The 23146-nt window shown below is 69.2% G+C and carries 25 protein-coding genes; 12 read left to right on the forward strand and 13 right to left on the reverse strand.

Going from position 1 to position 23146, the window contains the following annotated elements:
- The first annotated feature begins 93 nt into the window (after positions 1 to 93).
- The gene (locus NP80_RS25755) at positions 94 to 1368 is read left to right on the forward strand and encodes an EAL domain-containing protein (protein ID WP_006405907.1); all 1275 of its coding nucleotides are present in this window, start codon (positions 94 to 96) and stop codon (positions 1366 to 1368) included.
- Between the two features lie 9 nt (positions 1369 to 1377).
- On the opposite strand, the gene NP80_RS25760 is transcribed toward NP80_RS25755, so the two are convergent.
- Entirely contained in the window at positions 1378 to 1983 is a 606-nt protein-coding gene (locus NP80_RS25760; protein WP_006411344.1) for a class I SAM-dependent methyltransferase, read from the reverse strand.
- 89 nt (positions 1984 to 2072) lie between these two features.
- Positions 2073 to 2597 (reverse strand): Mpo1 family 2-hydroxy fatty acid dioxygenase, encoded by a 525-nt coding sequence (locus tag NP80_RS25765; protein ID WP_006411348.1) that lies wholly within the window; start codon positions 2595 to 2597, stop codon positions 2073 to 2075.
- 80 nt (positions 2598 to 2677) lie between these two features.
- Between NP80_RS25765 and NP80_RS25770 the strand changes: the two genes are divergently transcribed.
- Positions 2678 to 3385: a Crp/Fnr family transcriptional regulator gene (locus NP80_RS25770; RefSeq protein ID WP_006411349.1), complete on the forward strand. Its 708-nt coding sequence runs from the start codon at positions 2678 to 2680 to the stop codon at positions 3383 to 3385.
- Between the two features lie 110 nt (positions 3386 to 3495).
- The gene (gene chrA, locus NP80_RS25775) at positions 3496 to 4707 is read left to right on the forward strand and encodes a chromate efflux transporter (protein WP_045594232.1); all 1212 of its coding nucleotides are present in this window, start codon (positions 3496 to 3498) and stop codon (positions 4705 to 4707) included.
- Between the two features lie 96 nt (positions 4708 to 4803).
- Here the strand turns inward: chrA and sodB are convergent, their stop codons facing one another.
- Both sodB and xseA read right to left on the reverse strand, forming a co-directional pair.
- On the reverse strand, positions 4804 to 5382 hold the full coding sequence (gene sodB, locus NP80_RS25780) for a superoxide dismutase [Fe] (RefSeq protein WP_006398503.1): 579 nt from the start codon (positions 5380 to 5382) through the stop codon (positions 4804 to 4806).
- A 232-nt stretch (positions 5383 to 5614) separates the two neighbouring features.
- On the reverse strand, positions 5615 to 6997 hold the full coding sequence (xseA, locus tag NP80_RS25785; protein WP_045594234.1) for an exodeoxyribonuclease VII large subunit: 1383 nt from the start codon (positions 6995 to 6997) through the stop codon (positions 5615 to 5617).
- Between xseA and NP80_RS31490 the strand changes: the two genes are divergently transcribed.
- The 5 genes from NP80_RS31490 (at position 6996) to adk (ending at position 10425) form a co-directional block, all read left to right on the forward strand.
- Positions 6996 to 7157 (forward strand): hypothetical protein, encoded by a 162-nt coding sequence (locus tag NP80_RS31490; RefSeq protein WP_006406417.1) that lies wholly within the window; start codon positions 6996 to 6998, stop codon positions 7155 to 7157. The genes xseA and NP80_RS31490 overlap by 2 nt on opposite strands.
- Positions 7158 to 7446: 289 nt before the next feature.
- A complete protein-coding gene (gene lpxK / locus NP80_RS25790; protein ID WP_006409112.1) occupies positions 7447 to 8475 on the forward strand; it encodes a tetraacyldisaccharide 4'-kinase in 1029 nt (342 codons plus the stop codon).
- Positions 8456 to 8650, forward strand: a complete 195-nt coding sequence (locus tag NP80_RS25795) for a Trm112 family protein (RefSeq protein ID WP_006398499.1) — start codon at positions 8456 to 8458, stop codon at positions 8648 to 8650. The genes lpxK and NP80_RS25795 overlap by 20 nt, the downstream gene beginning before the upstream one ends.
- 113 nt (positions 8651 to 8763) lie before the next feature.
- On the forward strand, positions 8764 to 9555 hold the full coding sequence (gene kdsB / locus NP80_RS25800; RefSeq protein ID WP_006406419.1) for a 3-deoxy-manno-octulosonate cytidylyltransferase: 792 nt from the start codon (positions 8764 to 8766) through the stop codon (positions 9553 to 9555).
- A 207-nt stretch (positions 9556 to 9762) separates the two neighbouring features.
- Entirely contained in the window at positions 9763 to 10425 is a 663-nt protein-coding gene (adk, locus tag NP80_RS25805; RefSeq protein ID WP_006398497.1) for an adenylate kinase, read from the forward strand.
- 67 nt (positions 10426 to 10492) lie between these two features.
- Here the strand turns inward: adk and NP80_RS25810 are convergent, their stop codons facing one another.
- Together NP80_RS25810 and murJ are read right to left on the reverse strand one after the other, a co-directional pair.
- Positions 10493 to 11335 carry a SirB1 family protein gene (locus NP80_RS25810; RefSeq protein ID WP_006406420.1) on the reverse strand — a complete coding sequence of 281 codons (843 nt, stop codon included), beginning with the start codon at positions 11333 to 11335 and terminating at the stop codon, positions 10493 to 10495.
- An 8-nt stretch (positions 11336 to 11343) separates the two neighbouring features.
- Positions 11344 to 12894, reverse strand: a complete 1551-nt coding sequence (gene murJ / locus NP80_RS25815) for a murein biosynthesis integral membrane protein MurJ (RefSeq protein WP_006406421.1) — start codon at positions 12892 to 12894, stop codon at positions 11344 to 11346.
- Positions 12895 to 13198: 304 nt separating this feature from the next.
- Between murJ and rpsT the strand changes: the two genes are divergently transcribed.
- On the forward strand, positions 13199 to 13471 hold the full coding sequence (gene rpsT / locus NP80_RS25820; RefSeq protein WP_006398494.1) for a 30S ribosomal protein S20: 273 nt from the start codon (positions 13199 to 13201) through the stop codon (positions 13469 to 13471).
- Positions 13472 to 13613: 142 nt separating this feature from the next.
- On the opposite strand, the gene NP80_RS25825 is transcribed toward rpsT, so the two are convergent.
- A complete protein-coding gene (locus tag NP80_RS25825; protein WP_035488618.1) occupies positions 13614 to 13934 on the reverse strand; it encodes a DUF3579 domain-containing protein in 321 nt (106 codons plus the stop codon).
- 414 nt (positions 13935 to 14348) lie between these two features.
- Here NP80_RS25825 and argF point away from each other — a divergent pair, with 414 nt between their 5' ends.
- Positions 14349 to 15278 carry an ornithine carbamoyltransferase gene (gene argF / locus NP80_RS25830; protein ID WP_012212838.1) on the forward strand — a complete coding sequence of 310 codons (930 nt, stop codon included), beginning with the start codon at positions 14349 to 14351 and terminating at the stop codon, positions 15276 to 15278.
- 126 nt (positions 15279 to 15404) lie between these two features.
- Here argF and murB read toward each other — a convergent pair whose 3' ends face one another.
- Positions 15405 to 16454: a UDP-N-acetylmuramate dehydrogenase gene (gene murB, locus NP80_RS25835; protein ID WP_006410358.1), complete on the reverse strand. Its 1050-nt coding sequence runs from the start codon at positions 16452 to 16454 to the stop codon at positions 15405 to 15407.
- 144 nt (positions 16455 to 16598) lie between these two features.
- On the opposite strand from murB, the gene NP80_RS25840 reads away from it, so the two are divergent.
- Complete coding sequence (locus NP80_RS25840; protein WP_006398488.1) at positions 16599 to 17084, forward strand: YajQ family cyclic di-GMP-binding protein; 486 nt, start codon at positions 16599 to 16601, stop codon at positions 17082 to 17084.
- Between the two features lie 63 nt (positions 17085 to 17147).
- Here the strand turns inward: NP80_RS25840 and plsY are convergent, their stop codons facing one another.
- The gene (plsY, locus tag NP80_RS25845) at positions 17148 to 17786 is read right to left on the reverse strand and encodes a glycerol-3-phosphate 1-O-acyltransferase PlsY (RefSeq protein WP_006410355.1); all 639 of its coding nucleotides are present in this window, start codon (positions 17784 to 17786) and stop codon (positions 17148 to 17150) included.
- A 176-nt stretch (positions 17787 to 17962) separates the two neighbouring features.
- Entirely contained in the window at positions 17963 to 18454 is a 492-nt protein-coding gene (locus NP80_RS25850; RefSeq protein WP_006410357.1) for an aminoacyl-tRNA deacylase, read from the reverse strand.
- 231 nt (positions 18455 to 18685) lie between these two features.
- On the opposite strand from NP80_RS25850, the gene NP80_RS25855 reads away from it, so the two are divergent.
- The gene (locus NP80_RS25855; RefSeq protein ID WP_006406427.1) at positions 18686 to 20245 is read left to right on the forward strand and encodes a class I adenylate-forming enzyme family protein; all 1560 of its coding nucleotides are present in this window, start codon (positions 18686 to 18688) and stop codon (positions 20243 to 20245) included.
- Between the two features lie 153 nt (positions 20246 to 20398).
- Here the strand turns inward: NP80_RS25855 and xerD are convergent, their stop codons facing one another.
- The 3 genes from xerD to queG all read right to left on the reverse strand — a co-directional run bounded on the left by xerD (position 20399) and on the right by queG (position 23135).
- Positions 20399 to 21349, reverse strand: a complete 951-nt coding sequence (gene xerD / locus NP80_RS25860; RefSeq protein ID WP_006410310.1) for a site-specific tyrosine recombinase XerD — start codon at positions 21347 to 21349, stop codon at positions 20399 to 20401.
- Positions 21346 to 21816 (reverse strand): methylated-DNA--[protein]-cysteine S-methyltransferase, encoded by a 471-nt coding sequence (locus NP80_RS25865; protein WP_006410314.1) that lies wholly within the window; start codon positions 21814 to 21816, stop codon positions 21346 to 21348. The genes xerD and NP80_RS25865 overlap by 4 nt, the downstream gene beginning before the upstream one ends.
- Positions 21817 to 21920: 104 nt before the next feature.
- Entirely contained in the window at positions 21921 to 23135 is a 1215-nt protein-coding gene (gene queG / locus NP80_RS25870) for a tRNA epoxyqueuosine(34) reductase QueG (protein ID WP_045594237.1), read from the reverse strand.
- Positions 23136 to 23146: the final 11 nt, after the last annotated feature.

Below are 23146 nucleotides of genomic sequence, written 5' to 3' on the forward strand. Positions count from 1 at the left end.
CCCGCGCAGCGCGTGCGCGCCGGGGTCGCAACCGTGCATGCTTCTTGCTGGCCTATTCTGTAGGTAAACTGGCAGCTTCCCACGGCCGACATCATGAGCATGCTCGACATCGACCCTCCCGGCTTTCAGCCGCCCCGCCCGGTCGCCGGCGACGACGGAAACCGGCGCACCGTGCTGTACGGCGGCTACACCGTGTTCAGCGTGTTCCAGCCCGTTTTCTCGGTGTCGCACCGCCGTGCGATCGGCTATCACGCGTCGCTGCGCGCACACGACGAGGAAAACCGTCAGGTCGCGTCGCACGAGGTGTTCACGCAGGCCGCGCGGCGCGGCGATCTGCTCGAGCTCGGCCGCCTCGCCGAATCGCTGCATCTGGGCAACTTCCACGCCTTCGACAGCCACGACGAATGGCTCTTCCTGAGCCTGCATCCGGCCGCGCTGATGGATACCGTGTACGGCGACGCGCTGCTCGCGAACCTGAAGACGCTCGGACTGCCGCCGCACCGCGTCGTGCTCGAGGTGCCCGAGCAGGCGGGCGGCGAAACGCCGCGCTATGCGGCGATCGTCGACGGGCTGCGCAAGGCCGGCTTCCTGATCGCGCTCGGCGGCTTCGGCGCGAAGCATTCGAACATCGACCGCGTCTGGCATCTGCATCCGGACATCGTCACGCTCGATCGCGGCATCCTCGCGCAGGCGAGCGAGCACTCGCATCTGGAGCGCGTGCTGCCGGGGCTCGTGTCGCTGCTGCACGAGTCAGGTCAGCTCGTGCTGATGGGCGGCCTCGCGACCGAGCGCGATGCGCTGATCGCGCTCGAATGCAACGTCGATTTCGTGCAGGGCCAGTACTTCGCGGGGCCGAGCGTCGATCCGGTGCAACCGCAGGCCGCCGCGGGCTGCATGGACACGCTGTCGGCCGCGCTGCGGCTGCGCGTCGCGCAACGCGAGCGCACGCAGGCCGAGCGGCTCGCGCCCTACGTCGCCGCGCTCGAGGAGGCGAGCGCCCGGCTCGGCGCCGGCGACACGCTGATCGCGGCGGCCGCCGGCGTGCTCGGCTTGCCGGACACCGCGCGCTGCTTCCTGCTCGACGCGTCGGGCCGGCAGATCGGCGACAACGTGCTCGCGCGCGGCAGCGTGTCGCAGCGCGCGAAGCGCTTCCGGCCGCTGCTGCATTCGGAAGGCGCGAGCTGGGAGCGTCGCCCGTACTTCATCGACGCGATGCGCACGCCGGGGCGCGTGCATCTGACCTCGCCGTACCTGTCGATCAACGAAGCGCACCTGTGCGTGACCGCGTCGATCGCCGCACCGGGCGCGACCGGCATGCAGGTGCTGTGCGTCGACATCAACTGGGAAGCGGCGCTGAACCGCGAATGACACGCGCGGCTACGCGGCCGGGTCTGCCTTGCGTGCGATCAGCCGATGCACGCGCTTGCCCGACGACGCGCTGACGACTTCATGCTCGTCGATCACGCGCATGTCCGCGCCGAGCGCGGCGCGCATGCGCGCGGCATCGAGCGACGCGTACAGCCGGCCGCGCTCATCGCGCGACGCGCCGCTGCCGGCTACGCGCCAGCTCAGATACAGCGTGCCGCCCGGCATCAGCAGATCGGCGAGCCGCGCGGCCGCGGCCGCCGCGTCGGCCGGCTCGAGGTGCATCACGACCGTCTCGCACAGCACGTTGCGAAACGCGCGCGACGGCACGCCGGCCAGCGCCGGCAGCGCAGCCACTTCGAACTGCAGCGACGGATGATGGCGGCGCGCCTCGTCGAGCAGCGCCGCGCTCGCGTCGTAGCCGCGCACGTCGAATCCGCGCGCGGCAAGCCACGCGGTGTCGCGCCCGGCGCCGCAGCCGACGTCCGCGGTCGGGCCCGGCGCGAAATGCTGTTCGAGCAGCGCGTACATGTCGTCGGGCGGCGCCTGGTCGAGCCAGTCCTGCGCGTACTGCGCGGCGTGCGTGTCGTAAGCGTCGAGAGTCGGACGATCCGCCATGGCGATTGCTCCGCAGGCGCGTCTTGCGACGCATGCTCCGCATCTTAGTCGTTGCGCACGACGCGTGCGCGGCACGCGTTCCCCGCCGCTCAGACGTGCGAATGCCTGCCGCCGTGCGCCGGCCCCGCGCGCCGCTCGACTTCGCGCCGCACGTCGTCGCGCCACCCCGCGAAAAAGGCGAGTTCGGCGACGACGAACAGCGGCCCGATCGCCAGGCCGATCAGATCGTCGACGAATGCGGGCTTGCGCCCTTCGAACCAGTGGCCGACGAACTGCACGATCCAGCCGATCACGAACGCACCGACGCCGATCGCGAGCCACTGCGCCGTGGGCAGCCGCGCGACCGTCTGCGCGGCCCACAGTCCGAGCGCCAGCAACGCGGCCATCGCGATCCCGAAGCGCAGGTCGAGCCGCACGTAGAACACCGCGATCGCCACCGCGAGCAGCAGCGCCGGCGACAGCGCGACGCCGGCCGCGACCGCGAGCGCCGGCCGCGACAGCAGCACCTCGACCGCGAACACGATCAGCGGAATGCCGACCAGATGCGTCGCGATATTGCGCGCATCGCGATGGTAGGCCGCGTATTGCGACAGATGGTCTTCGAGCGTCTTCATCGCGTCTCCTGAAACGGTCGTTGGCGCTATGATGCCCGTCACGCCTGCGTCCCTCTGTCAGCTACCCGACATCGCGCCCCATGCCTGCCTCGCTCGCCCCGTACCTGCCGCAGCTCGACGCGCACCCGTGGTTCGCCGCGCTGCCGCCGGCGCTGCGCGCGCAACTGCTCGCCGCCGCCGAACTGCGCCGCCTGCCGGCCGGACACGCGCTGTTCCGGCGCGGCGATCCGCCGTGCGGGCTGTACGCGGTGCTGGACGGCTCGCTGACGATCGGCGCGGTGGACGCGCACGGCAAGGAAGCGCTGCTGACGGTGGCGGATCCCGTCACGTGGTTCGGCGAAATCGCGCTGTTCGACGGGCAGCCGCGCACGCACGACGCGGTCGCGCTCGACGACGCGCTGCTGCTGCACGTGCCGCAGCCCGCGCTGCTCGCGATGCTCGACGCGACGCCGCAATACTGGCGGCAGTTCGCGCTGCTGATGGCGCAGAAGCTGCGCCTGAGCTTCCTGACCGTCGAATCGATGAGCGTGATGTCGGCCGCGCAGCGTCTCGCCGCGCGTCTGCTGATGATCGCCGACGGCTACGGCGGGATCAGCGCGGGCCGCACGCGCGTGCGGCTGTCGCAGGAGAAGCTCGCGGCGATGCTGTCGCTGACGCGCCAGACGACCAATCAGCTGCTGAATGCACTGCAGGCGGACGGCGTCGTGCGACTGCATGTCGGCGAGATCGAAATCGTCGACGTCGACGCGCTGCGCCGCGCGAGCGGGCTGCATGACGGGCCGCGCTGAGCGCGCCGCCGCCCCGCCGCGCGCGCATTGCGCTATCGTGGCGGCTCGTCCGATCGGCCGATCGCCGCTCGTGTCCCATTCGTCTACGTGAACCGCCAGTGCGCCCCGCCTTGAACCCGTCGACGCTGTCCGCCTCCGGCCGACGCCCTTGGCCCGTGTTCGTCGCATTCCTGCGGCTCGGGCTCACGTCGTTCGGCGGTCCCGTCGCGCATCTCGGCTATTTCCGCGACGAATTCGTCACGCGGCGCGGCTGGCTGACCGAGCGCGCCTATGCGGATCTCGTCGGCCTGTGCCAGTTCCTGCCGGGCCCGGCGAGCAGCCAGGTCGGGATGGCGATCGGGCTGTCGCGCGCCGGCTATGCGGGGATGTGCGCCGCCTGGCTCGGCTTCACGCTGCCGTCGGCCGTGCTGATGATGCTGGCGGCGCTCGGCATGCACGCGGGCGGCGCGCCGCTCGGCGCGGGCGCGCTGCACGGGCTGCGGATCGTGTCGGTCGCGGTGATCGCGCAGGCGGTATGGGGCATGGCGCGCACGCTGTGCGCCGATGCGCGGCGCGCGACGCTGATGGCCGCGGCCGCGTGCGTCGCGCTGCTCGCGCCGGCCGCATGGACGCAGATCGCCGTGATCGCGGCGGCCGGTGCGGCGGGCGTCGTGCTGCTGCCGCAAGCGGCGCGCGATGCGCACGATCCGCTGCCGCTGCACGTGTCGCCGCGCGCCGGCGTGCTGTGGCTCGCGTCGTTTGCGGCGCTCGTCGTCGCGCTGCCGCTCGCCGCCCGCGCCTTGCATGCCGACAGCCTCGCGATCGTCGACGCCTTCTTCCGCACGGGCGCGCTCGTGTTCGGCGGCGGTCACGTGGTGCTGCCGCTGCTCCAGGCCGCCGTCGTCGCGCCGGGCTGGGTCGACGATTCGACCTTCCTCGCCGGCTACGGCGTCGCACAGGCGGTGCCCGGGCCGCTGTTCACGTTTTCGGCATTCCTCGGCGCGTCGCTGCGCATCGAGCCGAACGGCTGGCTCGGCGGCATGATCGCGCTCGTGTCGATCTTCGCGCCGTCGTTCCTGCTCGTGGCCGGCACCGCGCCGTTCTGGGCGCGCATGCGGCGCAACGCACGGATGCAGGCCGCGCTCGCGGGCGTCAACGCGGCCGTGGTCGGGCTGCTGCTCGCCGCGCTCTATCACCCGGTCTGGACCGACACGATCGTGTCGCCGCGCGACTTCGGCGCCGCGCTCGTCGCGTTCGTCGCGCTGACGTTCTGGCGCGTGCCGCCGTGGGCCGTCGTGATCGCGAGCGCGGCGCTCGGCTGGCTGGCGACGACGCTCGCGTGAGGCGAACGCGAACGCGGCGCCCGAAAAGAAAAAAGCCCTCGAAACCGAGGGCTTTTCGTCGACGTCGCGCGCCGCACGGCGCGGCGACGCAGGGACTTACGCGAAGTTCTTCGCGGCGAAGTCCCAGTTCGCGATGTTCCAGAACGCTTCGACGAACTTCGGACGTGCGTTGCGGTAGTCGATGTAGTACGCGTGCTCCCACACGTCGATCGTCAGCAGCGGCTTGTCGGCCGTCGTCAGCGGCGTGGCGGCGTTGCTCGTCGACACGATGTCGAGCGAACCGTCGGCCTTCTTCACGAGCCATGCCCAGCCCGAGCCGAACGTGCCGACTGCGGCCTTCGTGAACGCTTCCTTGAACGCGTCGAACGAACCCCACTTCGCGTTGATCGCGTCGCCGAGCGCGCCCGACGGTGCGCCGCCGCCGTTCGGCGACAGGCTGTTCCAGAAGAACGTGTGGTTCCAGACTTGCGCGGCGTTGTTGAAGATGCCGCCCGACGACTTCTTCACGATCTCTTCCAGCGGCATGTTCTCGAACTCGGTGCCGGGAATCAGGTTGTTCAGGTTCGTCACATAAGCCTGGTGATGCTTGCCGTAGTGGTACTCGATCGTCTCTTTCGAGATGGTCGGCGCGAGTGCGTCTTCAGCGTACGGGAGCGGCGGGAGCGTATGAGCCATGGCGATTCCTTCGTTGAGTATGTAGGGAGGCTGTGTTGAATGCTGCCGAGCGTCCGATTGTAGGCGAGGACGAATAACCCCGCAAACTCGTGGGCCATTTATCCGCGGTATGCGGAAAAGCGGCGTTCGCGCAACGGGCGGCACGCGGGCGAGACGCGCAGCGCGCGTGCCCGCGCCGCCGGCGTCCGCGCGGCGCGTTCGACGGCGCTCGCGCGTCGGCTCGCAGGTCAGGTCAGATCGTATCGGTCAGCCGCGGCTGCACGTCGGCCAGCGACACGTCGGCCGAGCCTTCGGCGAGATGCACGGTCAGCCGGCGCTGCGGTTTCAGCGCGCTCGGCGCGCGCACCGCGCGGCCCGTCTGCGCATCGATCAGCGCCGCGTAACCGCGCTCGAGCGTGCGCTGCGGGCTCAGCACCTCGAGCCGTGCCGCGCATGCGGCGACGCGCGCGGTATCGCGCTCGTGACGGCGCTGCAGCGCAACCGCGAGACGCTGCGACAGCCCGGCGAGCACGTGGCGCGCATGCGCCGGATCGGGCCGCGCGCGCTGCCAGCGCAACTGCGCGAGCGCAAACCGTGCGCGTGCGTCGCGCACCGGGCGCGCGGCCGCGGTCGCGAGCCGCACCGCGAGCTGGCCGACGTGCGCGCGCTGCCGCTGCAGCCGTTCGGCCGGGCTCACGAGCCGGCGCGCGAGCCAGTCGAGCTGCTGCGCGCGCTGCTCGAGCCCGCGCGCCAGTGCGCGGGCAAGCGCCCGTTCGCGCTCGGCCAGTTCGCGCAGCAGCAGCGCGCGCTGCGGGCTCGCGAGCTCGGCCGCGCCGGTCGGCGTCGGCGCGCGCACGTCGGCCGCGAAATCGGCGATCGTGAAATCGGTTTCGTGCCCGACGCCGCAGACGACCGGCAGTTCACTCGCCGCAATCGCGCGCGCGAGCGCTTCGTCGTTGAACGACCACAGATCTTCGATCGAGCCGCCGCCGCGACAGACGAGCAGCACGTCGACCTCGCGCCGCGCGTTCGCCGTTTGCACGGCCGCGACGAGCTTCTCCGCCGCGCCGGCGCCCTGCACGGGCGCCGGATACACGATCACGGGGACATGCGGCGCGCGACGCGCGAGCGTGGTCAGCACGTCGCGCAGCGCGGCGGCCTGCAGCGACGTGACGATGCCGATCGCGCGCGGGTGCGCGGGCAGCGGCCGCTTGCGCTCGGGCGCGAACAGCCCTTCGGCCTCGAGCTGCGCCTTCAGCCGCAGAAACGCCTCGTAGAGCCGTCCCTGTCCGGTGCGCCGCACGGCCTCGACATTCAGCTGCACCTCGCCGCGCGGCTCGTACATCGTGACGACCGCGCGCACTTCGATGCGGTCGCCTTCGCGCGGCATGAACTCCGCGTATTGCGCGCGGCCGCGGAACATCACGCAGCGCATCTGCGCCTGCTGATCCTTGATCGAGAAATACCAGTGGCCGCTCGCCGCGCGCGTGAAGTTCGATACTTCGCCCGAGATCCACAGCAGCGGGAACGAGCGTTCGAGCGTCGTCGAAATCGCGCGGTTCAGCGCCGAAACGGGAATCACTTCGTCGCCGCCGCGCGTCGCGCCGGGTGCGGCAAAAGGAGAGTCGGAGAGCATGGAAGGTCGATTGAATGCTGGCGGCGACACGATAGTCCGACATCCGCGCGGCGTCCAGCGTCATGCCGCGCCGCTGCCATGCACCGAAGTGTCCACACTCTGGCAAGCGCCGGCGAAAACCGCTGAAAAATCGCGCAAAAAGCCTGACTATTTGGTTTAACTCATTGATTTATAGCTCTTTTTAAACCTTTCGAAATGATTCTCATCCGATTCGAGGCCCGTCCGGCGGGCCTTTGCGGCCAATGGCAGGCAAGTTTTTCACAGAGTTATCCACAAGCTCGCGCGTTCCGTCCCCGTCTCGCGCTGCGTCGGCCCGCGCTTGCGGCGAGCGCGGCCGGCGCGCTAGAGTGCCGCCTTCCGAACCCCTTGCGGCACGCGCCGCCCAACGGAGAATCCGCCTTGACGAACCCGTCCCACGCTGCGGCGCCTGCGATGCCGCGTCCGGCCCGATGAGCGCGGCCGACGGCCTGCTCGCGCGGCTCGAAACGCGCCTGACGCGCGAATGGCAGCGCCGCGGCGCGTTCGCGTGGGCGCTCACGCCGTTCGCGTGCGCCTTCGGCCTCTGCGCGGCGCTGCGGCGCACGGCGTACGCGCGCGGCTGGAAACAGGCGGTCGACGTCGGCGTGCCGGTCGTCGTGGTCGGCAACGTGACGGTCGGCGGCACCGGCAAGACGCCCACCGTGATCGCGCTCGTCGATGCGCTGCGCGCGGCCGGCTTCACGCCGGGCGTCGTGTCGCGCGGCTACGGCGCGAACGTGAAAACGCCGACCGCCGTCACGCCCGCCTCGCGTGCCGGCACGGCCGGCGACGAGCCGCTGCTGATCGCGCGCCGCACCGGCGCACCGGTGTGGGTGTGCCCGGACCGCGTCGCGGCCGCGCAGGCGCTGCGTGCCGCGCACCCGGACGTCGACGTGATCGTCAGCGACGACGGCCTGCAGCACTACCGCCTCGCGCGCACGGTCGAGCTCGTCGTGTTCGACCACCGGCTCGGCGGCAACGGCTTTCTGCTGCCGGCCGGGCCGCTGCGCGAGCCGCTGTCGCGGCACCGCGATGCGACGCTCGTGAACGACCCGTACAGCGGCGCGCTGCCGCCGTGGCCCGACACCTATTCGCTCGCGCTGACGCCGGGCGCCGCATGGCATCTCGACCAGCCGACGCTGCGCCGCCCGCTGTCGCAGTTCGCGGACGAGCGCGTGCTCGCGGCGGCCGGGATCGGCGCGCCGGAGCGCTTCTTCGCGACGCTGCGGGCGGCCGGCCTCGCGCCGGCGACGCGCGCGCTGCCCGACCATTACGCGTTCGCGGACAACCCGTTCGTCGACGACGCCGTCGACGCGATCCTGATCACCGAGAAGGATGCAGTAAAATTGGGCGCTTCCTGGCGCGACGCTCGGCTGTGGGTCGTCCCCGTCGAAGCCGCGCTCGATCCCCGCCTCATTGCCCTCGTTGTGGAGAAACTCCGTGGACGCTCGCCTGCTTGAAATTCTTGTGTGCCCTATCTGCAAAGGCCCGCTCCACTATGACCGCGCCGCGCAGGAACTGATCTGCAACGCGGACAAGCTCGCCTATCCGGTTCGCGACGGCATCCCGGTGATGCTCGTCGACGAAGCGCGGCAGACCGTCGAAGGCACGCCGGTCGATCCGTCCGGCCGCTGAGCGCCGCGTCGCCCCACGCGGCCGCGCGCCGCATCCCGGCCGCCGCGGCCGCCGGGCGCCCCGCCGTCGCGACGGCGGCGCCCGTCCCGACCTCCTCTCACCGCCCGATTCCGATGACTCATCCGCAACCCTTCATCGCCGTCATCCCTGCCCGGCTCGCGTCGACGCGCCTGCCGAACAAGCCGCTCGCCGATCTCGGCGGCAAGCCGATGGTCGTGCGCGTGGCCGAGCGCGCGCGCGAAGCGGGCGCGCAGCAGGTGCTCGTCGCGTCCGACGCGCAGAGCGTGCTCGACGCGGCGCGCGAACACGGCTTCGACGCGGTGCTCACGCGCGCCGATCATCCGTCCGGCACCGACCGGCTCGCGGAAGTCGCGGCCGCGTGCGGCTGGCACGACGACACGGTGGTCGTCAACGTGCAGGGCGACGAGCCGCTGATCGATCCCGCGCTGGTGCGCGACGTTGCGTCGCATCTCGCCGCGCATCCGGCCTGCGCGATCGCGACTGCCGCGCACCCGATTCACGACGCGGCCGACGTGTTCAACCCCAACATCGTGAAGGTCGCGCTCGACGCGCAAAGCGTTGCGCTCTACTTCTCGCGCGCGCCGATTCCATGGAGCCGCGACGCCTATCAGCCGCACTGGCCCGACGTCGCCGCGATGCCGGCCCCGGCCGCGCCCGTCTATCGGCACATCGGCCTGTACGCCTACCGCGCGCGTTTCCTGCGCACCTATCCGTCGCTCGCGCAGGCGCCGATCGAGCAGGCCGAGCAGCTCGAACAGCTGCGCGCGCTGTGGCACGGCGAACGCATCGCGGTGCTCGTCACCGAGCGCGCGCCCGCGGCCGGCGTCGATACGCCGGCCGACCTCGCGCGGGTGCAGGCCCTTTTTCGGCCGGATTCAAAATAACCCATGGCATAATCGGGCGATTGTGCGAGCCGTCTGCGACCTGCGCGTGCTCGCTTGCTCCCGCCGCGGCCCCTGCCGGCAGCCGCGCGTCGCCCGATCGACGCGCCGCGTCAGACCGGTCCGCCGCCGCGCCGCGCAAGCGCCGTGCACGCTGTCGCCGACACCGTCGCGTCTCGCCATACGAATCTACATACCGGAGATATCATCATGCGTTTGATCCTGTTAGGCGCGCCCGGCGCGGGAAAGGGCACCCAGGCAAACTTCATCAAGGAAAAGTTCGGCATCCCGCAGATCTCGACCGGCGACATGCTGCGCGCGGCCGTCAAGGCCGGCACGCCGCTCGGCGTCGAAGCGAAGGGCTACATGGACGCCGGCAAGCTCGTCCCGGACGCGCTGATCATCGGCCTCGTGAAGGAACGTCTGAAGGAAGCGGACTGCGCGAACGGCTATCTGTTCGACGGCTTTCCGCGCACGATCGCGCAGGCCGACGCGATGAAGGAAGCGGGCGTCGCGATCGACTACGTGCTCGAGATCGACGTGCCGTTCTCGGAAATCATCGAGCGAATGAGCGGCCGCCGCACGCACCCGGCGTCGGGCCGCACGTATCACGTGAAGTTCAATCCGCCGAAGGTCGAAGGCAAGGACGACGTGACGGGCGAGCCGCTGATCCAGCGCGACGACGACAAGGAAGAAACCGTGAAGAAGCGCCTCGAGGTGTACGAGGCGCAGACCAAGCCGCTGATCACGTATTACGGCGACTGGGCGAAGCGCGGCGAGGAAAACGGCCTGAAGGCGCCGCAGTATCGCAAGATCTCCGGTCTCGGCACCGTCGAGGAGATCCGCGAGCGCGCATTCGACGCGCTGAAGTAATCGCGCGCATACGTTGCGCCACGCAAGCCGCCCTTCCGGGCGGCTTTTTTTGCGCGTTTGTGCCGCGTCAGTCTTCGGCGTCGCGCTGCATCCGCTGCCGCAACTCGCTGACCTGCGACTCGACGACGGTCGCGTCTTCGGCGTCCGGCCGCTCGCCGAGATACTGTTCGAGATCCTCGAGCGCGGGGCGCAGATAGTCGAGCCGCGCATACGCGAAGCCGCGATCGCGCACCTCGTCGACATGATCGGGCAGCAGGATCACGAGCCGCTGCTGGACCGCGAGCAGCCGCTGCCAGCGTTCCGTCTGCAGATAGATCGTCTTCAGGTTGCGCAGCATCCGCGCGATGATCTCGCGGCTCGTCGCCGGCTGCAGCAGCGCGCGCAACGCGCTGTCGACGGCGCCCGCCGCACGCGCGACGTACGGCTCGAGCATCTCGACCATCTCGGCTTCCGACAGCGAATGGCCGTTGGTCGGATCGATGATGAGGTCGCCGTCCGGCAGCGTCACGCGCAGCAGGAAATGACCGGGAAACGACACGCCGCGCGCCGGCACGCCGATCTGCTCGGCCAGTTCCAGATACAGCACCGACAGCGAGATCGGAATCCCGCGCCGCCGCTTCAGCACCGCGTTCAGGTGGCTGTTATCGGGGTCGTAGTAGTCGTTGTGATTGCACGCGAAGCCGAGTTCGCGAAAGAAGAAGTCGTTCAGCGCGACGACGCGGTGCTTCAGATCCGCATCGTCGGCGAGCCGGCGCCGCAGCCGCGCGGCGAGCATGTCGATCTCGGCGAGCGTGCCCTGCAGATCGAGGTCGGGGTACGCGTCCTGCGCCAGCGACAGCGCGGCTTCCGTGACGGGCAGGCTCTCGTCGTCCGCCACGAGCGTGCTGAAGTAGTCGAGGACGCGGGTCATAGCGGTCGTCACTTGGCGCGCCTTCTGAAGTAAGCGTATTTGAAGCCCATCAGCCACAACATACCGAAATATAGTGCAGCGAACAGCACGAGGCACGCGCCCATCAGCACGATGCGCTCGAGCGGCTGCGTGCGCATGCCGGTCCAGTCGAAGCTGATCGAGAACCAGTGCATCAGCCCCGCCAGCACCAGCGACGCGCCGACGAGCTGCACGAAAAAGCGCAGCCAGCCCGGCGACGGCTGGTAGATCCCGCGGCGGCGCAGCCCGAGGAACAGCAGCAGCGAGTTCAGGCACGCGCCGACGCCGATGCTGAGCGTAAGCCCCGCGTGCCCGATCAGCGGCACGAACACGTAGTTCGACAGCTGCGTGACGATCAGCACGCCGACCGCGATCTTCACCGGCGTCTTGATGTCCTGCTTCGCGTAAAAGCCGGGCGCGAGAATCTTGATCAGGATGATGCCGATCAGCCCGATGCCGTACGTCGCGAGCGCGCGCGCGACCATCGTCACGGTGTGCGCGTCGAACTTCCCGTAATTGAACAGCGTCGCCGTCAGCGGCGTCGCAAAGAAGAACAGCGCGAGCGCGCTCGGCGCGGCAAGCAGGAACGTGACGCGCAGCCCCCAGTCGAGCAGCGCCGAATATTCGTGCGCATCGGCGTCGACGTGCGCCTTCGACAGGCTCGGCAGCAGGATCGTGCCGAGCGCGACGCCGAGCAGCGCCGTCGGGAACTCCATCAGGCGGTCCGCATAGTTGATCCACGACACGGCGCCCTGCCCGAGCCGCGACGCGATGTTCGTGTTGATGATCAGCGACAGCTGCGCGACCGACACGGCGAAGGTCGCGGGCACCATCTTCGCGAGCACGCGCTTCACGCCGCGGTGACGCAGCGCGCGCAGCGGGTTCAGCCCGATCAGCGGGACCATGTCGATCTTCTTCAGGCCCGGCAACTGCACGAGGAACTGCAGCACGCCGCCGGCGATCACGGCCCACGCGAGCGCGAACACCGGCACCTTCAGGTGCGGCGCGACGAACACCGCCGCGACGATGAACGCGACGTTGAGCAGCACGGGCGCGAACGCGGGCAGCGAGAAGCTCTTGTACGTGTTCAGCACGCCGGACGCGAGTGTCGTCAGCGAAATGAACACGATGTACGGAAACATGATGCGCGTCATCGTGACCGCGAGCGGGAACGCCTGGCCGTCGGTGCGCAGGCCCGAGGCGACCGCGAACACGACCCACGACGCGCCGGCGATCCCGACGATCGACAGCACGGCGAGCGCCCACGCGAGCACGGTCGACATCGCGTCGACGAGCGCCTTCGTCGCATCGTGGCCCTGCTGGTTCTTGAACTCGGCGAGGATCGGCACGAACGCCTGCGAGAACGCACCTTCGGCGGACAGCCGGCGCAGCAGGTTCGGAATGCGGAACGCGACGTAGAACGCGTCGGTGTATTGACTGGCGCCGAACGCACGGGCGATCAGCGTCTCGCGGGCCAGTCCGGTCACGCGCGACAGCAGCGTGAAGCCGCTGACCGTCAGCAGGGCTCGGAATAGATTCATGGGGCGCTTATTATACGGACGTTGCGCGACCGGACGCGGCGCGATGCCGAAAACGCGCCGCGCCGCCGGCGCCCGTGTCCGGCGGGATTACGCCGAACTTGCCACGCGCTTGATTTTGTTGCTATAATCGCCGGTTTCTGAGCCTGTTACATGCACGGCGGCTGCCGTTTCCATGTCTCGGCCTCGGTTAAAATCACCGTTTTTTTATGCGCCCCTGGGCAATCGTTCTCAGGGGACGGATCGAAAAGCAGCGCTTGGCCGTCAGGCTCCAAGCTCTGGAAACAGGACAGGATAAGGAACCGTCATGGCTAACTCCGCACAAGCACGCAAGCGCGCCCGCCAGGCCGCGAAGGCAAACTCGCACAACTCGGCGCTGCGCTCGAAATTCCGTACCGCGATCAAGGCTGTTCGCAAGGCCGTTGACGCCGGCGACCAGGCAAAGGCTGCCGAGCTGTTCAAGGCTGCCGTCAAGACGATCGACACGATCGCCGACAAGAAGATCGTTCACAAGAACAAGGCCGCTCGCAGCAAGAGCCGCCTCGCCGCAGCCGTCAAGGGCCTGCAGGCAGCAGCGTAAATTCCGGCGTGCCCGCCTCGTGCGGGCACTCCTGTTTCCTGCGATCGCAAAAAAGCCCGCTTCGGCGGGCTTTTTTGCGTGGGCGCTGCATACCTGCGCGGTGTCATGCAATACCGCAACAGGCGCGGCGCGCCCGTGCGCCTCACTTCTTCTCGTTATAGTCCGGCAGTTCGCACGCCTCGGTCACGACGAGATTGTTGTCCTTCGCGAAGTTCATCACGAAATCGAAGGCCATCGGCTCGACATCGCGCAGCCGCGAGTCGAGGATCACGCATTTGGTGTCGCCGAGCAGCGTCGGGCGCACGTAGAGCGAGTACTGGAGACGCGCATTCGGCCCGCTCGCCCCTGGCCCGAAACAGGACATCACGCCGGCCAGACGTTCCGACCAGTCGCTCGGGCGAAACTTTTTCCCGTCTTTCGTGACGCCCTGGATGAAGTATTCGGTCGGGGGGGTTTCAGCCATGTGGTTACCCAAGTGACGGCCCGGCGATACCCACGCGACAGTGCGTGAGCACGCGAACACAAAGCTGGAATCGACGCCGCTCGCGCGTGCCGGCGCGCCGAAAAACGGGCGATCGACACGTGCGGCCGGCACGCCGCACGGGATTTGTGCAGCGCACGGCTTGTGTCCGGCAGAACCGCGAAACGGCTTGCGTGCCGGGCTGGAGAAAACTTCGAAATTATACCGCAGCGCGCCATCGCGCGTCGTTTCGCCGCCCCTGCCGGACAGCGGGCCGCGCTGCGCCGCGATCGATCCCCGTTCGCCTGCGCGGCTCGTCAAAGCACGGAAAATCCTTTATGCTGCTTTGAGTTATTCACATCCGACGGCGGCGCCGTCCGGCGTCGCCGCCGGGTGAAGCCCGCCGTATTTCGTTTCATGACCGCCAAAACCATTCGTCACTACCTGCAGTTCAAGGATTTCTCGCTGGAAGACTACGAGTACGTGCTCGAACGCACGGGTATCCTGAAGCGCAAGTTCAAGAACTACGAGACCTACCATCCGCTGCACGACCGCACGCTCGCGATGATCTTCGAGAAGAGCTCGACGCGCACGCGCCTGTCGTTCGAAGCGGGGATCTTCCAGCTCGGCGGCCACGCGGTATTCATGAGCACGCGCGACACGCAGCTCGGCCGCGGCGAGCCGGTCGAGGATTCCGCGCAGGTCATCTCGCGGATGGTCGACATCATCATGATCCGCACGTTCGAGCAGGACATCATCCAGCGCTTCGCGGAAAACTCGCGCGTGCCGGTGATCAACGGGCTGACCAACGAATACCATCCGTGCCAGGTGCTCGCCGACATCTTCACGTACTACGAGCACCGCGGCCCGATCGCCGGCAAGACGGTCGCATGGGTCGGCGACGCGAACAACATGCTCTATACGTGGATTCAGGCCGCGCAGATCCTCGGCTTCAAGCTGCGCCTGTCGACGCCGCCCGGCTACGCGCTCGACATGAAGCTCGTGTCGCCCGACAGCGCACCGTTCTACGAGGTGTTCGACGATCCGAACGAAGCATGCAAGGGCGCCGATCTCGTCACGACGGACGTCTGGACGAGCATGGGTTTCGAGGCCGAGAACGAGGCACGGATGAAGGCGTTTGCCGACTGGTGCGTCGACGAGGAAATGATGGGCCACGCGAATCCGGACGCGCTGTTCATGCACTGCCTGCCCGCGCATCGCGGCGAGGAAGTGACGGCCGGCGTGATCGACGGCCCGCAGAGCGTCGTGTGGGACGAAGCGGAAAACCGCCTGCACGTGCAGAAGGCGCTGATGGAGTTCCTGCTGCTGGGCCGCCTCAAGCACTGAACGCAGCCGCTGCGCGGCCTGCGCCGCGCGCATCGCATGAAAAACGCCGATCGTCCGATCGGCGTTTCCTTTTGTACGGCACGGGAAACCGGCGCGCCGGCCGCAGTCGGCCGGGATCCGTCCGCACTACAGGCAGACCGGCTCGGGCTCGAGCTCGACGCCGAACTGCGTGCGCACGTCGTGCTGGATCGCGCGCGCGAGCGCGAGCACGTCCGCGCCCGTCGCGCCGCCGCGATTGACGAGCACGAGCGCCTGCCGCTCGTGCACGGCCGCCGCGCCGAGCGCGCGCCCTTTCCATCCGCAGCGGTCGATCAGCCAGCCCGCCGCGAGCTTCACGCGGCCGTCCGGCTGCGGATACGACACGATGCCCGGCGCGCGCGCATGCAGCGCGTCGAACTGCGCGCGATCGATCACCGGATTCTTGAAGAAGCTGCCCGCGTTGCCGAGCTCGCGCGGATCGGGCAGCTTCGCGCGCCGGATCGCGACGACCGCATCGAACACGTCGCGCGGCGTCGCCGCGTCCGGCGAGATGCCGCGCGCATCGAGTTCGCGCGTGACGTCCGCATAGCCGAGCCGCGGCGTCCAGCGTTTCGGCAGCCGGAACGTCACCGATACGATCGCGAAGCGCCCGCGCCCGTCGCGCTTGAAAAAGCTGTCGCGATAGCCGAACGCGCAGCGCGCGGCGTCGAAACGCTCGCTGCGCCCGGTCGCGAGTTCGACGGCGACGAGCGAATCGAAATACGCGTTCATTTCGAGGCCGTACGCGCCGATGTTCTGGATCGGCGCCGCGCCGACGGTGCCCGGAATCAGCGCCAGGTTCTCGAGCCCCGGCATGCCGTGCTCGAGCGTCCATCCGACGAACGCGTGCCAGTTCTCGCCGCCGCCGGCTTCGACGTACCACGCGTCGTCGTCGTCGCGCACGACGCGGCGCCCGGCGATTTCATCGAGCAGCACGAGGCCGTCGAAGTCGCGCGTGAACACGACATTGCTGCCGCCGCCTAGCACGAGATGCGGCAGCGTCGCGACGCGCGCGTCGCGATGCAGCGCCTCGAACTGCGCGGGATGCGTGATGCGCGCGGCATAGCGCGCCCTCGCGTCGATGCCGAACGTGTTGTGCGCGGCGAGCGGATGGTCGGGGAGCAGCGACAGGGCGGATTCGTCAGGAGGCATCGGCATTCGCGCTCGCGTCCGCCCGACGGGCCGCACGGCGCGGCCTTGGGCAAACGGAAGGGCATCGGTAAAATGGCAAACAGTCCGCAATTATAGCGAGTGCCCGCGCGCCGGCCGGGCACCGTGCCTCAAGTCTCAAGGGAGAATGCCATGCCATCGTTCGACGTCGTTTCCGAAGCGAACATGATCGAAGTGAAGAACGCCATCGAGCAGTCGAACAAGGAAATCTCGACGCGCTTCGACTTCAAGGGCTCCGACGCGCGCGTCGAGCAGAAGGACCGCGAGCTGACGCTGTTCGCCGACGACGATTTCAAGCTCGGTCAGGTGAAGGACGTGCTGATCGGCAAGATGGCCAAGCGCAATGTCGACGTGCGCTTCCTCGATTACGGCAAGGTCGAGAAGATCGGCGGCGACAAGGTCAAGCAGGTCGTCACGGTGAAGAAGGGCGTGACGGGCGACCTCGCGAAGAAGATCGTGCGGCTCGTGAAGGACAGCAAGATCAAGGTTCAGGCCAGCATCCAGGGCGACGCGGTGCGCGTGTCCGGCGCGAAGCGCGACGATCTGCAGAGCGTGATCGCGATGCTGCGCAAGGACGTGACCGATACGCCGCTCGACTTCAACAACTTCCGCGACTGACCGGTCGCGAGACGGGCGCCGGCACGCTGCTGCCTGCAGCGCGCGGGCGCCCTTCCCGCTGCATTACGCTTTCCCGCCGCCCTGCGCGTTGCCGTTCGCGGCCGCCTTCTTCTTGTCGCCGATCCGGCTCTCCTCCCCCGCCAGCAGTTTCGCGATGTTGCCGCGATGGCGCCATACGAGCAGCACGCTCATCGCGAGCACCGCCCATGCGATCGGATTGTGACTCGTGCCGAACAGGAACACGTCGAACAGCGGCGCGAACACGGCCGCGACCAGCGCGGCGAGCGACGAATAGCGGAAGAAGAACGCGATGATGAGCCACGTGAGCGCGGTGGCGAGCCCGAGCACCGGATGAACGGCGAGCAGCACGCCGGCTGCGGTCGCGACGCCCTTGCCGCCCTGGAAGCGGAAGAACACCGGATACAGGTGGCCGATGAACACCGCAATCGCGACCCACGCGATCGCGACGTCGGGCAGGCCGTAACGGCGCGCCAGCCACACGGCGATCCAGCCCTTGAACGCATCGCCGATCAGCGTCAGGATCGCGGCCTTCTTGTTGCCGCTGCGCAGCACATTGGTCGCGCCGGGGTTCTTGGACCCGTACGACCGGGGATCGGCGAGGCCCATCGCGGCGCTGACGATGACGGCAAACGACACCGAGCCGATCAGGTAGGCAATGAGGGCGGCGAGCAGGATCTGCATGCGGGAAACTCTTCTTTCAACGTATCGGTGAAGGGACGGCTCGCGCGCGGCGGGCGCGCCATGCGACGCAGGCGCGGCAGCGCGGACGGCCGGCCGACCGGCGCCGACGCGGCGCGGCGAGCCGAAACGGCGCCCATTCTACCGAACGCGCGCGGCCTGCCACGAAGGTGAAACCCTCAGTCGACGCTCGCGCACTGCACGGGCTTCGCGCCGAGCAGCGTCGTCAGCACCGACGGCGCGACGCTCACGAGATAGCCGCGGCGGCCGCCGTTCAGATAGATCGTCGGCAAGTCGAGAATCGTCGACTCGACGTAGACCGGCATCGGCTTGCGCGTACCGAACGGCGACGTCCCGCCGACCAGATAGCCGGAATGACGGTTCGCGACCTCCGGCTTGCAGGGCTCGACGCGCTTCGCGCCGATCTGGCGCGCGAGATTCTTCGTCGACACCGTGCGATCGCCGTGCATCAGCACGATCAGCGGCTTCGCATGCTCGTCTTCCATCACGAGCGTCTTCACGACGATGTGCTCGTCGACGCCGAGCTGCCGCGCCGATTCGCCGGTGCCGCCGTGTTCGACGTATGCGTACGGATGCTCGCCGAACGCGACGCCGTGCCGGCGCAGCAGCTGGGTCGCCGGCGTTTCTGATACGTGTCTCGATTTGCTCATGGCGGCATTCTAATGGCGAACGGCGCACGACGAACCGCCGGCGCGCGCCGGGCTATACTCGCGGCCCGCTGCGCGGTACACGGCACGCGTCGTGCCCACTCATGATCGTTGCGAATCGCGCGAAGCGCCATTGACCGAACGGCCGATTGTGGCGCGCGCGCCGTCATGGCACGATCGTTCGCATTCTCATGCCGCCGCGCCGATGCCGCCGGCCCCTTTTCCGGAGACGCCATGACCTCATCGATCCGTTCACCCGAGCCCGACGTCGACGCGCTGCTCGCCGCGCTGCCGCCGCGCATCGCCGACGTGCCCGCGCGCTGGGCCGCCCAGGCGCCCGAGCGGCCCGCGCTGATCGAGGACGCCCGCCGGCTCTCGTACGCCGAGCTCGCACAGGCCGTCGATGCCGTCGCGTCGCGGCTCGCGGCGCTCGGCGTGCGCGGTGGCGATCGCGTGATGATCGTGGCGGAAAACAGCGTCGCGCAGGTCGTGCTGCTGTTCGCGGCCGCGCGCATCGATGCGTGGGCGCTCGTATCGAACGCGCGGCTGTCGGCGGCCGAGCTCGACGCAATCGCCGCGCATGCGCGCCCGAAGCTGACCGCGTTCGTCACCGACACGTCGCCCGACGCTCGCGCGCATGCCGCGCGGCACGAGGCCGTGCGTGCCGATGCACTGCCCGTCGACATCGGCGCATGGTCGTATCGGCTCGACGCCCACGCCGGCAGCGAACCGGTGGCCGCCGACGGCGCCGCCCAGTGCGCGGCGCTGATCTATACGACCGGCACGACCGGCACACCGAAAGGCGTGATGCTGTCGCACCGCAACCTGCTGTTCATCGCGGCGATGTCGAGCACGCTGCGGCGCGTGTCGCCGGACGACATCGTCTATGCGGTGCTGCCCGTGTCGCACGTCTATGGGCTCGCGTCGGTCTGTCTCGGCAGCCTCTATGCCGGCGCGACGCTGCGGCTCGCGCCCCGTTTTTCGCCCGAAGCCGTGCGCGTCGCGCTGGCCGACGAGGGCGTGACGATCTTCCAGGGCGTGCCCGCGATGCATGCGAAGCTGATCGAGCACCTGCGCACGCACGGCCATGCATGGCATGCGCCGCGGCTGCGCTTCGCGTATTCGGGCGGCTCGCCGCTCGACGCCGCGCTGAAGGCGCGCGTCGAGCGCGTCTACGGCATCCCGCTGCACAACGGCTACGGCATGACCGAAAGCAGCCCGACGATCACGCAAACGCCGCTCGATGCGCCGCGCGCCGACTGCTCGGTCGGCATGCCGATTCCCGGCATCGAAATGCGCATCGTCGGGCCCGACGGCGCCCACGTGCCGCGCGGCGAAGTCGGCGAGATTCGCGTGCGCGGGCCGAACGTGATGCTCGGCTACTACCGCAACGCCGACGCGACGCGCGCGGCCGTGTCGCCGGACGGCTGGCTGAGCACCGGCGATCTCGCGCGGCAGGATGCCGACGGCGCGGTGACGATCGTCGGCCGCAGCAAGGAGCTGATCATCCGCTCGGGCTTCAACGTGTATCCGGTCGAAGTCGAGCAGGCGCTGAACTCGCATCCGGACGTCGTGCAGGCCGCGGTAATCGGGCGCCCCGTCGAAGGCAACGAGGAAGTGCTCGCGTTCGTCGAGCTGGCGCCCGGCGCGACGGCAACCGACGCGACGCTGCACGCGTGGTGCGCGGAGCGGCTCGCGCCGTACAAGCGCCCCGCGCGCATCCGCGTGCTCGATGCGCTGCCGGCCGCGTCGACCGGCAAGGTGCTCAAACACAAGCTGCGCGAGCTGGCATGAGGCGGGCGCAGGCGTTGCGCTCGACCGTGCACGGCGGCAATCGCCAGTCGACGTCGCACGGCAGACCGGCGCGGGCCGCGCGCATCGCCCTCAGCACCCTTAGCGCCCTCACCGATGCCCGGCCCGCGCGCGAGTCCCCAGCGCCGCCGGCGCTCAACCCCGCGGATGATGCTGCGCGTGCAGCGTGCGCAGGCGCTCGCGAGCGACGTGCGTATAGATCTGCGTGGTCGAGATGTCCGCGTGACCGAGCAGCAGTTGCACGACGCGCAGGTCCGCGCCGTGGTTCAGCAGATGCGTCGCGAACGCGTGCCGCAGCGTGTGCGGCGACAGATGCGCACGTACGTCCGCCTGCTGCGCGTGGCGCTTGATGATGTTCCAGAACTGCTGACGCGTCATCCCGTCGCCGCGCGCCGTCACGAACAGCGCGTCGGCCGCGCGCGCGCCGAGCAGCGCGGGCCGCGCCTCGCGCAGGTAGCGTTCGATCCAGCCGTGCGCGACCTCGCCGAACGGCACGAGCCGCTCCTTCGAGCCCTTGCCCATCACGCGCACGACGCCTTCGTTGAGCCCGACCTCGACCGTCTTCAGCGTGACGAGTTCGCTCACGCGCAGCCCGCTCGCATACATCAGCTCGAGCATCGTGCGATCGCGCAGCCCGAGCGGTGTCGCGATGTCGGGCGCGCCGAGCAACGCTTCGACCTGCGCCTCGGACAGTGTCGACGGGAACCGCGCCGCCTGCTTCGCGGACGCGATGCGCAGCGTCGGATCGGCACTCGCGCGATGCTCGCGCACGGCCCAGCCGTAATAGCGGCGAAACACCGACAGCCGCCGGTTCGACGACGTCGCCTTGCCGTCCCTGCGGGCGGCGATATAGCCGGTCAGCATCGTTTCGTCGGCCGCGTCGAGCGCCGCGTCGTGCGTCGCCGCGAGCCATTGCGAAAACAGCGTCAGGTCGCGCCGGTACGCATCGAGCGTGTTGCGCGCGAGCCCGTGCTCGAGCCACAGCGCATCGCAGAACAGGTCGATCGACGCGCGGCTCGCGAGCAGCGCGGGCGACGGCGCGGCGGTACCCTCGTCGGCTTCGGGAGAAAGCAGCGGTTCGCTCATCGGTACGGCACGCCCTCGTGCGCCAGCAGCCAGCGCTTCACTTTCAGGTAATAGCCGCCGTCGTCGTGATTCGCGAAGCCGCCGAGCCCGCTCGCCGCGACGACGCGGTGACACGGGATCACCAGCGGAAAATAGTTCGCGCCGCATGCCTGGCCGACCGCGCGCGGCGCGCTGCCGATCCGCTTCGCGACCTGCCCGTACGTCAGCACGGTGCCAGGCGGAATATCGCTGATCACGTCCCACACGCGGTGCTGGAATGCGCTGCCGACCGGTGCGAGCGGCAGGTCGAAACGGGCGGACGCGCGCTCGAAATACCGCTCGATCTGCTCGGCCGCGCGCTTCGCGAGCGGCGTGTCCGGCGCGACGGACTTCACCGATTCGGGCAGATAGACGATTTCGCGCACCGCGGCCGCATCCGTGCGGATGCCGACCTTGCCGAACGGCGCGTCGATTACTGCGTTGAACATGGCATTCTCCTCACCGTCGCCGGCGCCAATGCGACGCGCATCCCGCCGGCCAAGGCCGTCGCGCACGCGTCGCGCTCACGCGCCGACGACACTTTACGCCGCCTTCACGCGGCACGCAGCGCCCACTCGACATGTTCGCGCACGATCGGCGACGGATCGTCGGCGCGCGCGCGCAGCGCGGCCACGATCGCATCGCGCGCCTCGGGCGCGAGCCGCTGCGCGGGCGCGCGCAGCGCATTGCCGAGCCCGACCGCGAGATTGCGCAGCCAGCTTTCGTAGCCGATGCGGCGGATCGCGCTGCCCTGCATCCGCGTGTCGAATTCGCCGGCATCCCAGCCGAACAGCTCGACGAGCGTCGCGCGATCGAGCCCGTGCCGCACGTCGAAGTCGGCCACCGGCGCGGCCTGCGCGAACTTGTTCCACGGACACACGAGCTGACAGTCGTCGCAGCCGTACACGCGATTGCCGATCAGCGGCCGCAGCGGCTCGGGAATGCTGCCCTTCAGCTCGATCGTCAGATACGAGATGCAGCGGCGCGCGTCGACGCGATACGGCTCGACGATCGCGCCGGTCGGACACGCGTCGATGCAGCGCGTGCAACTGCCGCAATGCGCGCCGGGCGACTCGGGCGCCGCGTCCGGCGACGTCTGTGCGTCGGTCGGCAGCGGAATGTCGACGTAGATCTCGCCGAGGAAGAACAGCGAACCCGCATCGCGCTGCAGCAGCAGCGTGTGCTTGCCGCGCCAGCCGACCCCGGCCTTCTGCGCGAGCTCGACTTCGAGCACCGGCGCCGAATCGGTAAAGACGCGATGGCCGAATGCGCCGATCTCGCGCTCGATGCGCTCGGCGAGCGTCTGCAGCCGGTTGCGCAACACCTTGTGATAATCGCGGCCGCGCGCATAAATCGACACGACGGCCGCCTGAGGATCGTCGAGCCGCGCGCGTTCGCGTGCGCGCCAGTCGGAGCTGCCGGACGCGTCGCCGGCCAGCGTGTCGGCCGGCAGATACGCGAGCCGCGCGGAAATCACGCGTCGCGTACCGGCCACAAGTTCGGCCGGCCGCGCACGTTTCATCCCGTGTTTGGCCATATAATCCATCTCGCCGTGGCAACCGGCTTCCAGCCAGGCGGCGAGGCCTGCTTCGGCATCCGAGAGATCGGTGTCGCTAATCCCGATCGCCCCGAAACCCAATTCGCGCCCCCACGCCCTGATGCGCACGGCGAGCGCAGTCAACGCCGCATCGTCGAGCGCGCACGACGCCGCGCCTTCGTCACGAGTCGAAGTTCGGTCGGATGCGGCGAGTTCCGGTAATCGGTTCATCGCACTATTTT

It is taken from the genome of Burkholderia multivorans ATCC BAA-247 (assembly GCF_000959525.1).
GTDB lineage: Bacteria > Pseudomonadota > Gammaproteobacteria > Burkholderiales > Burkholderiaceae > Burkholderia > Burkholderia multivorans.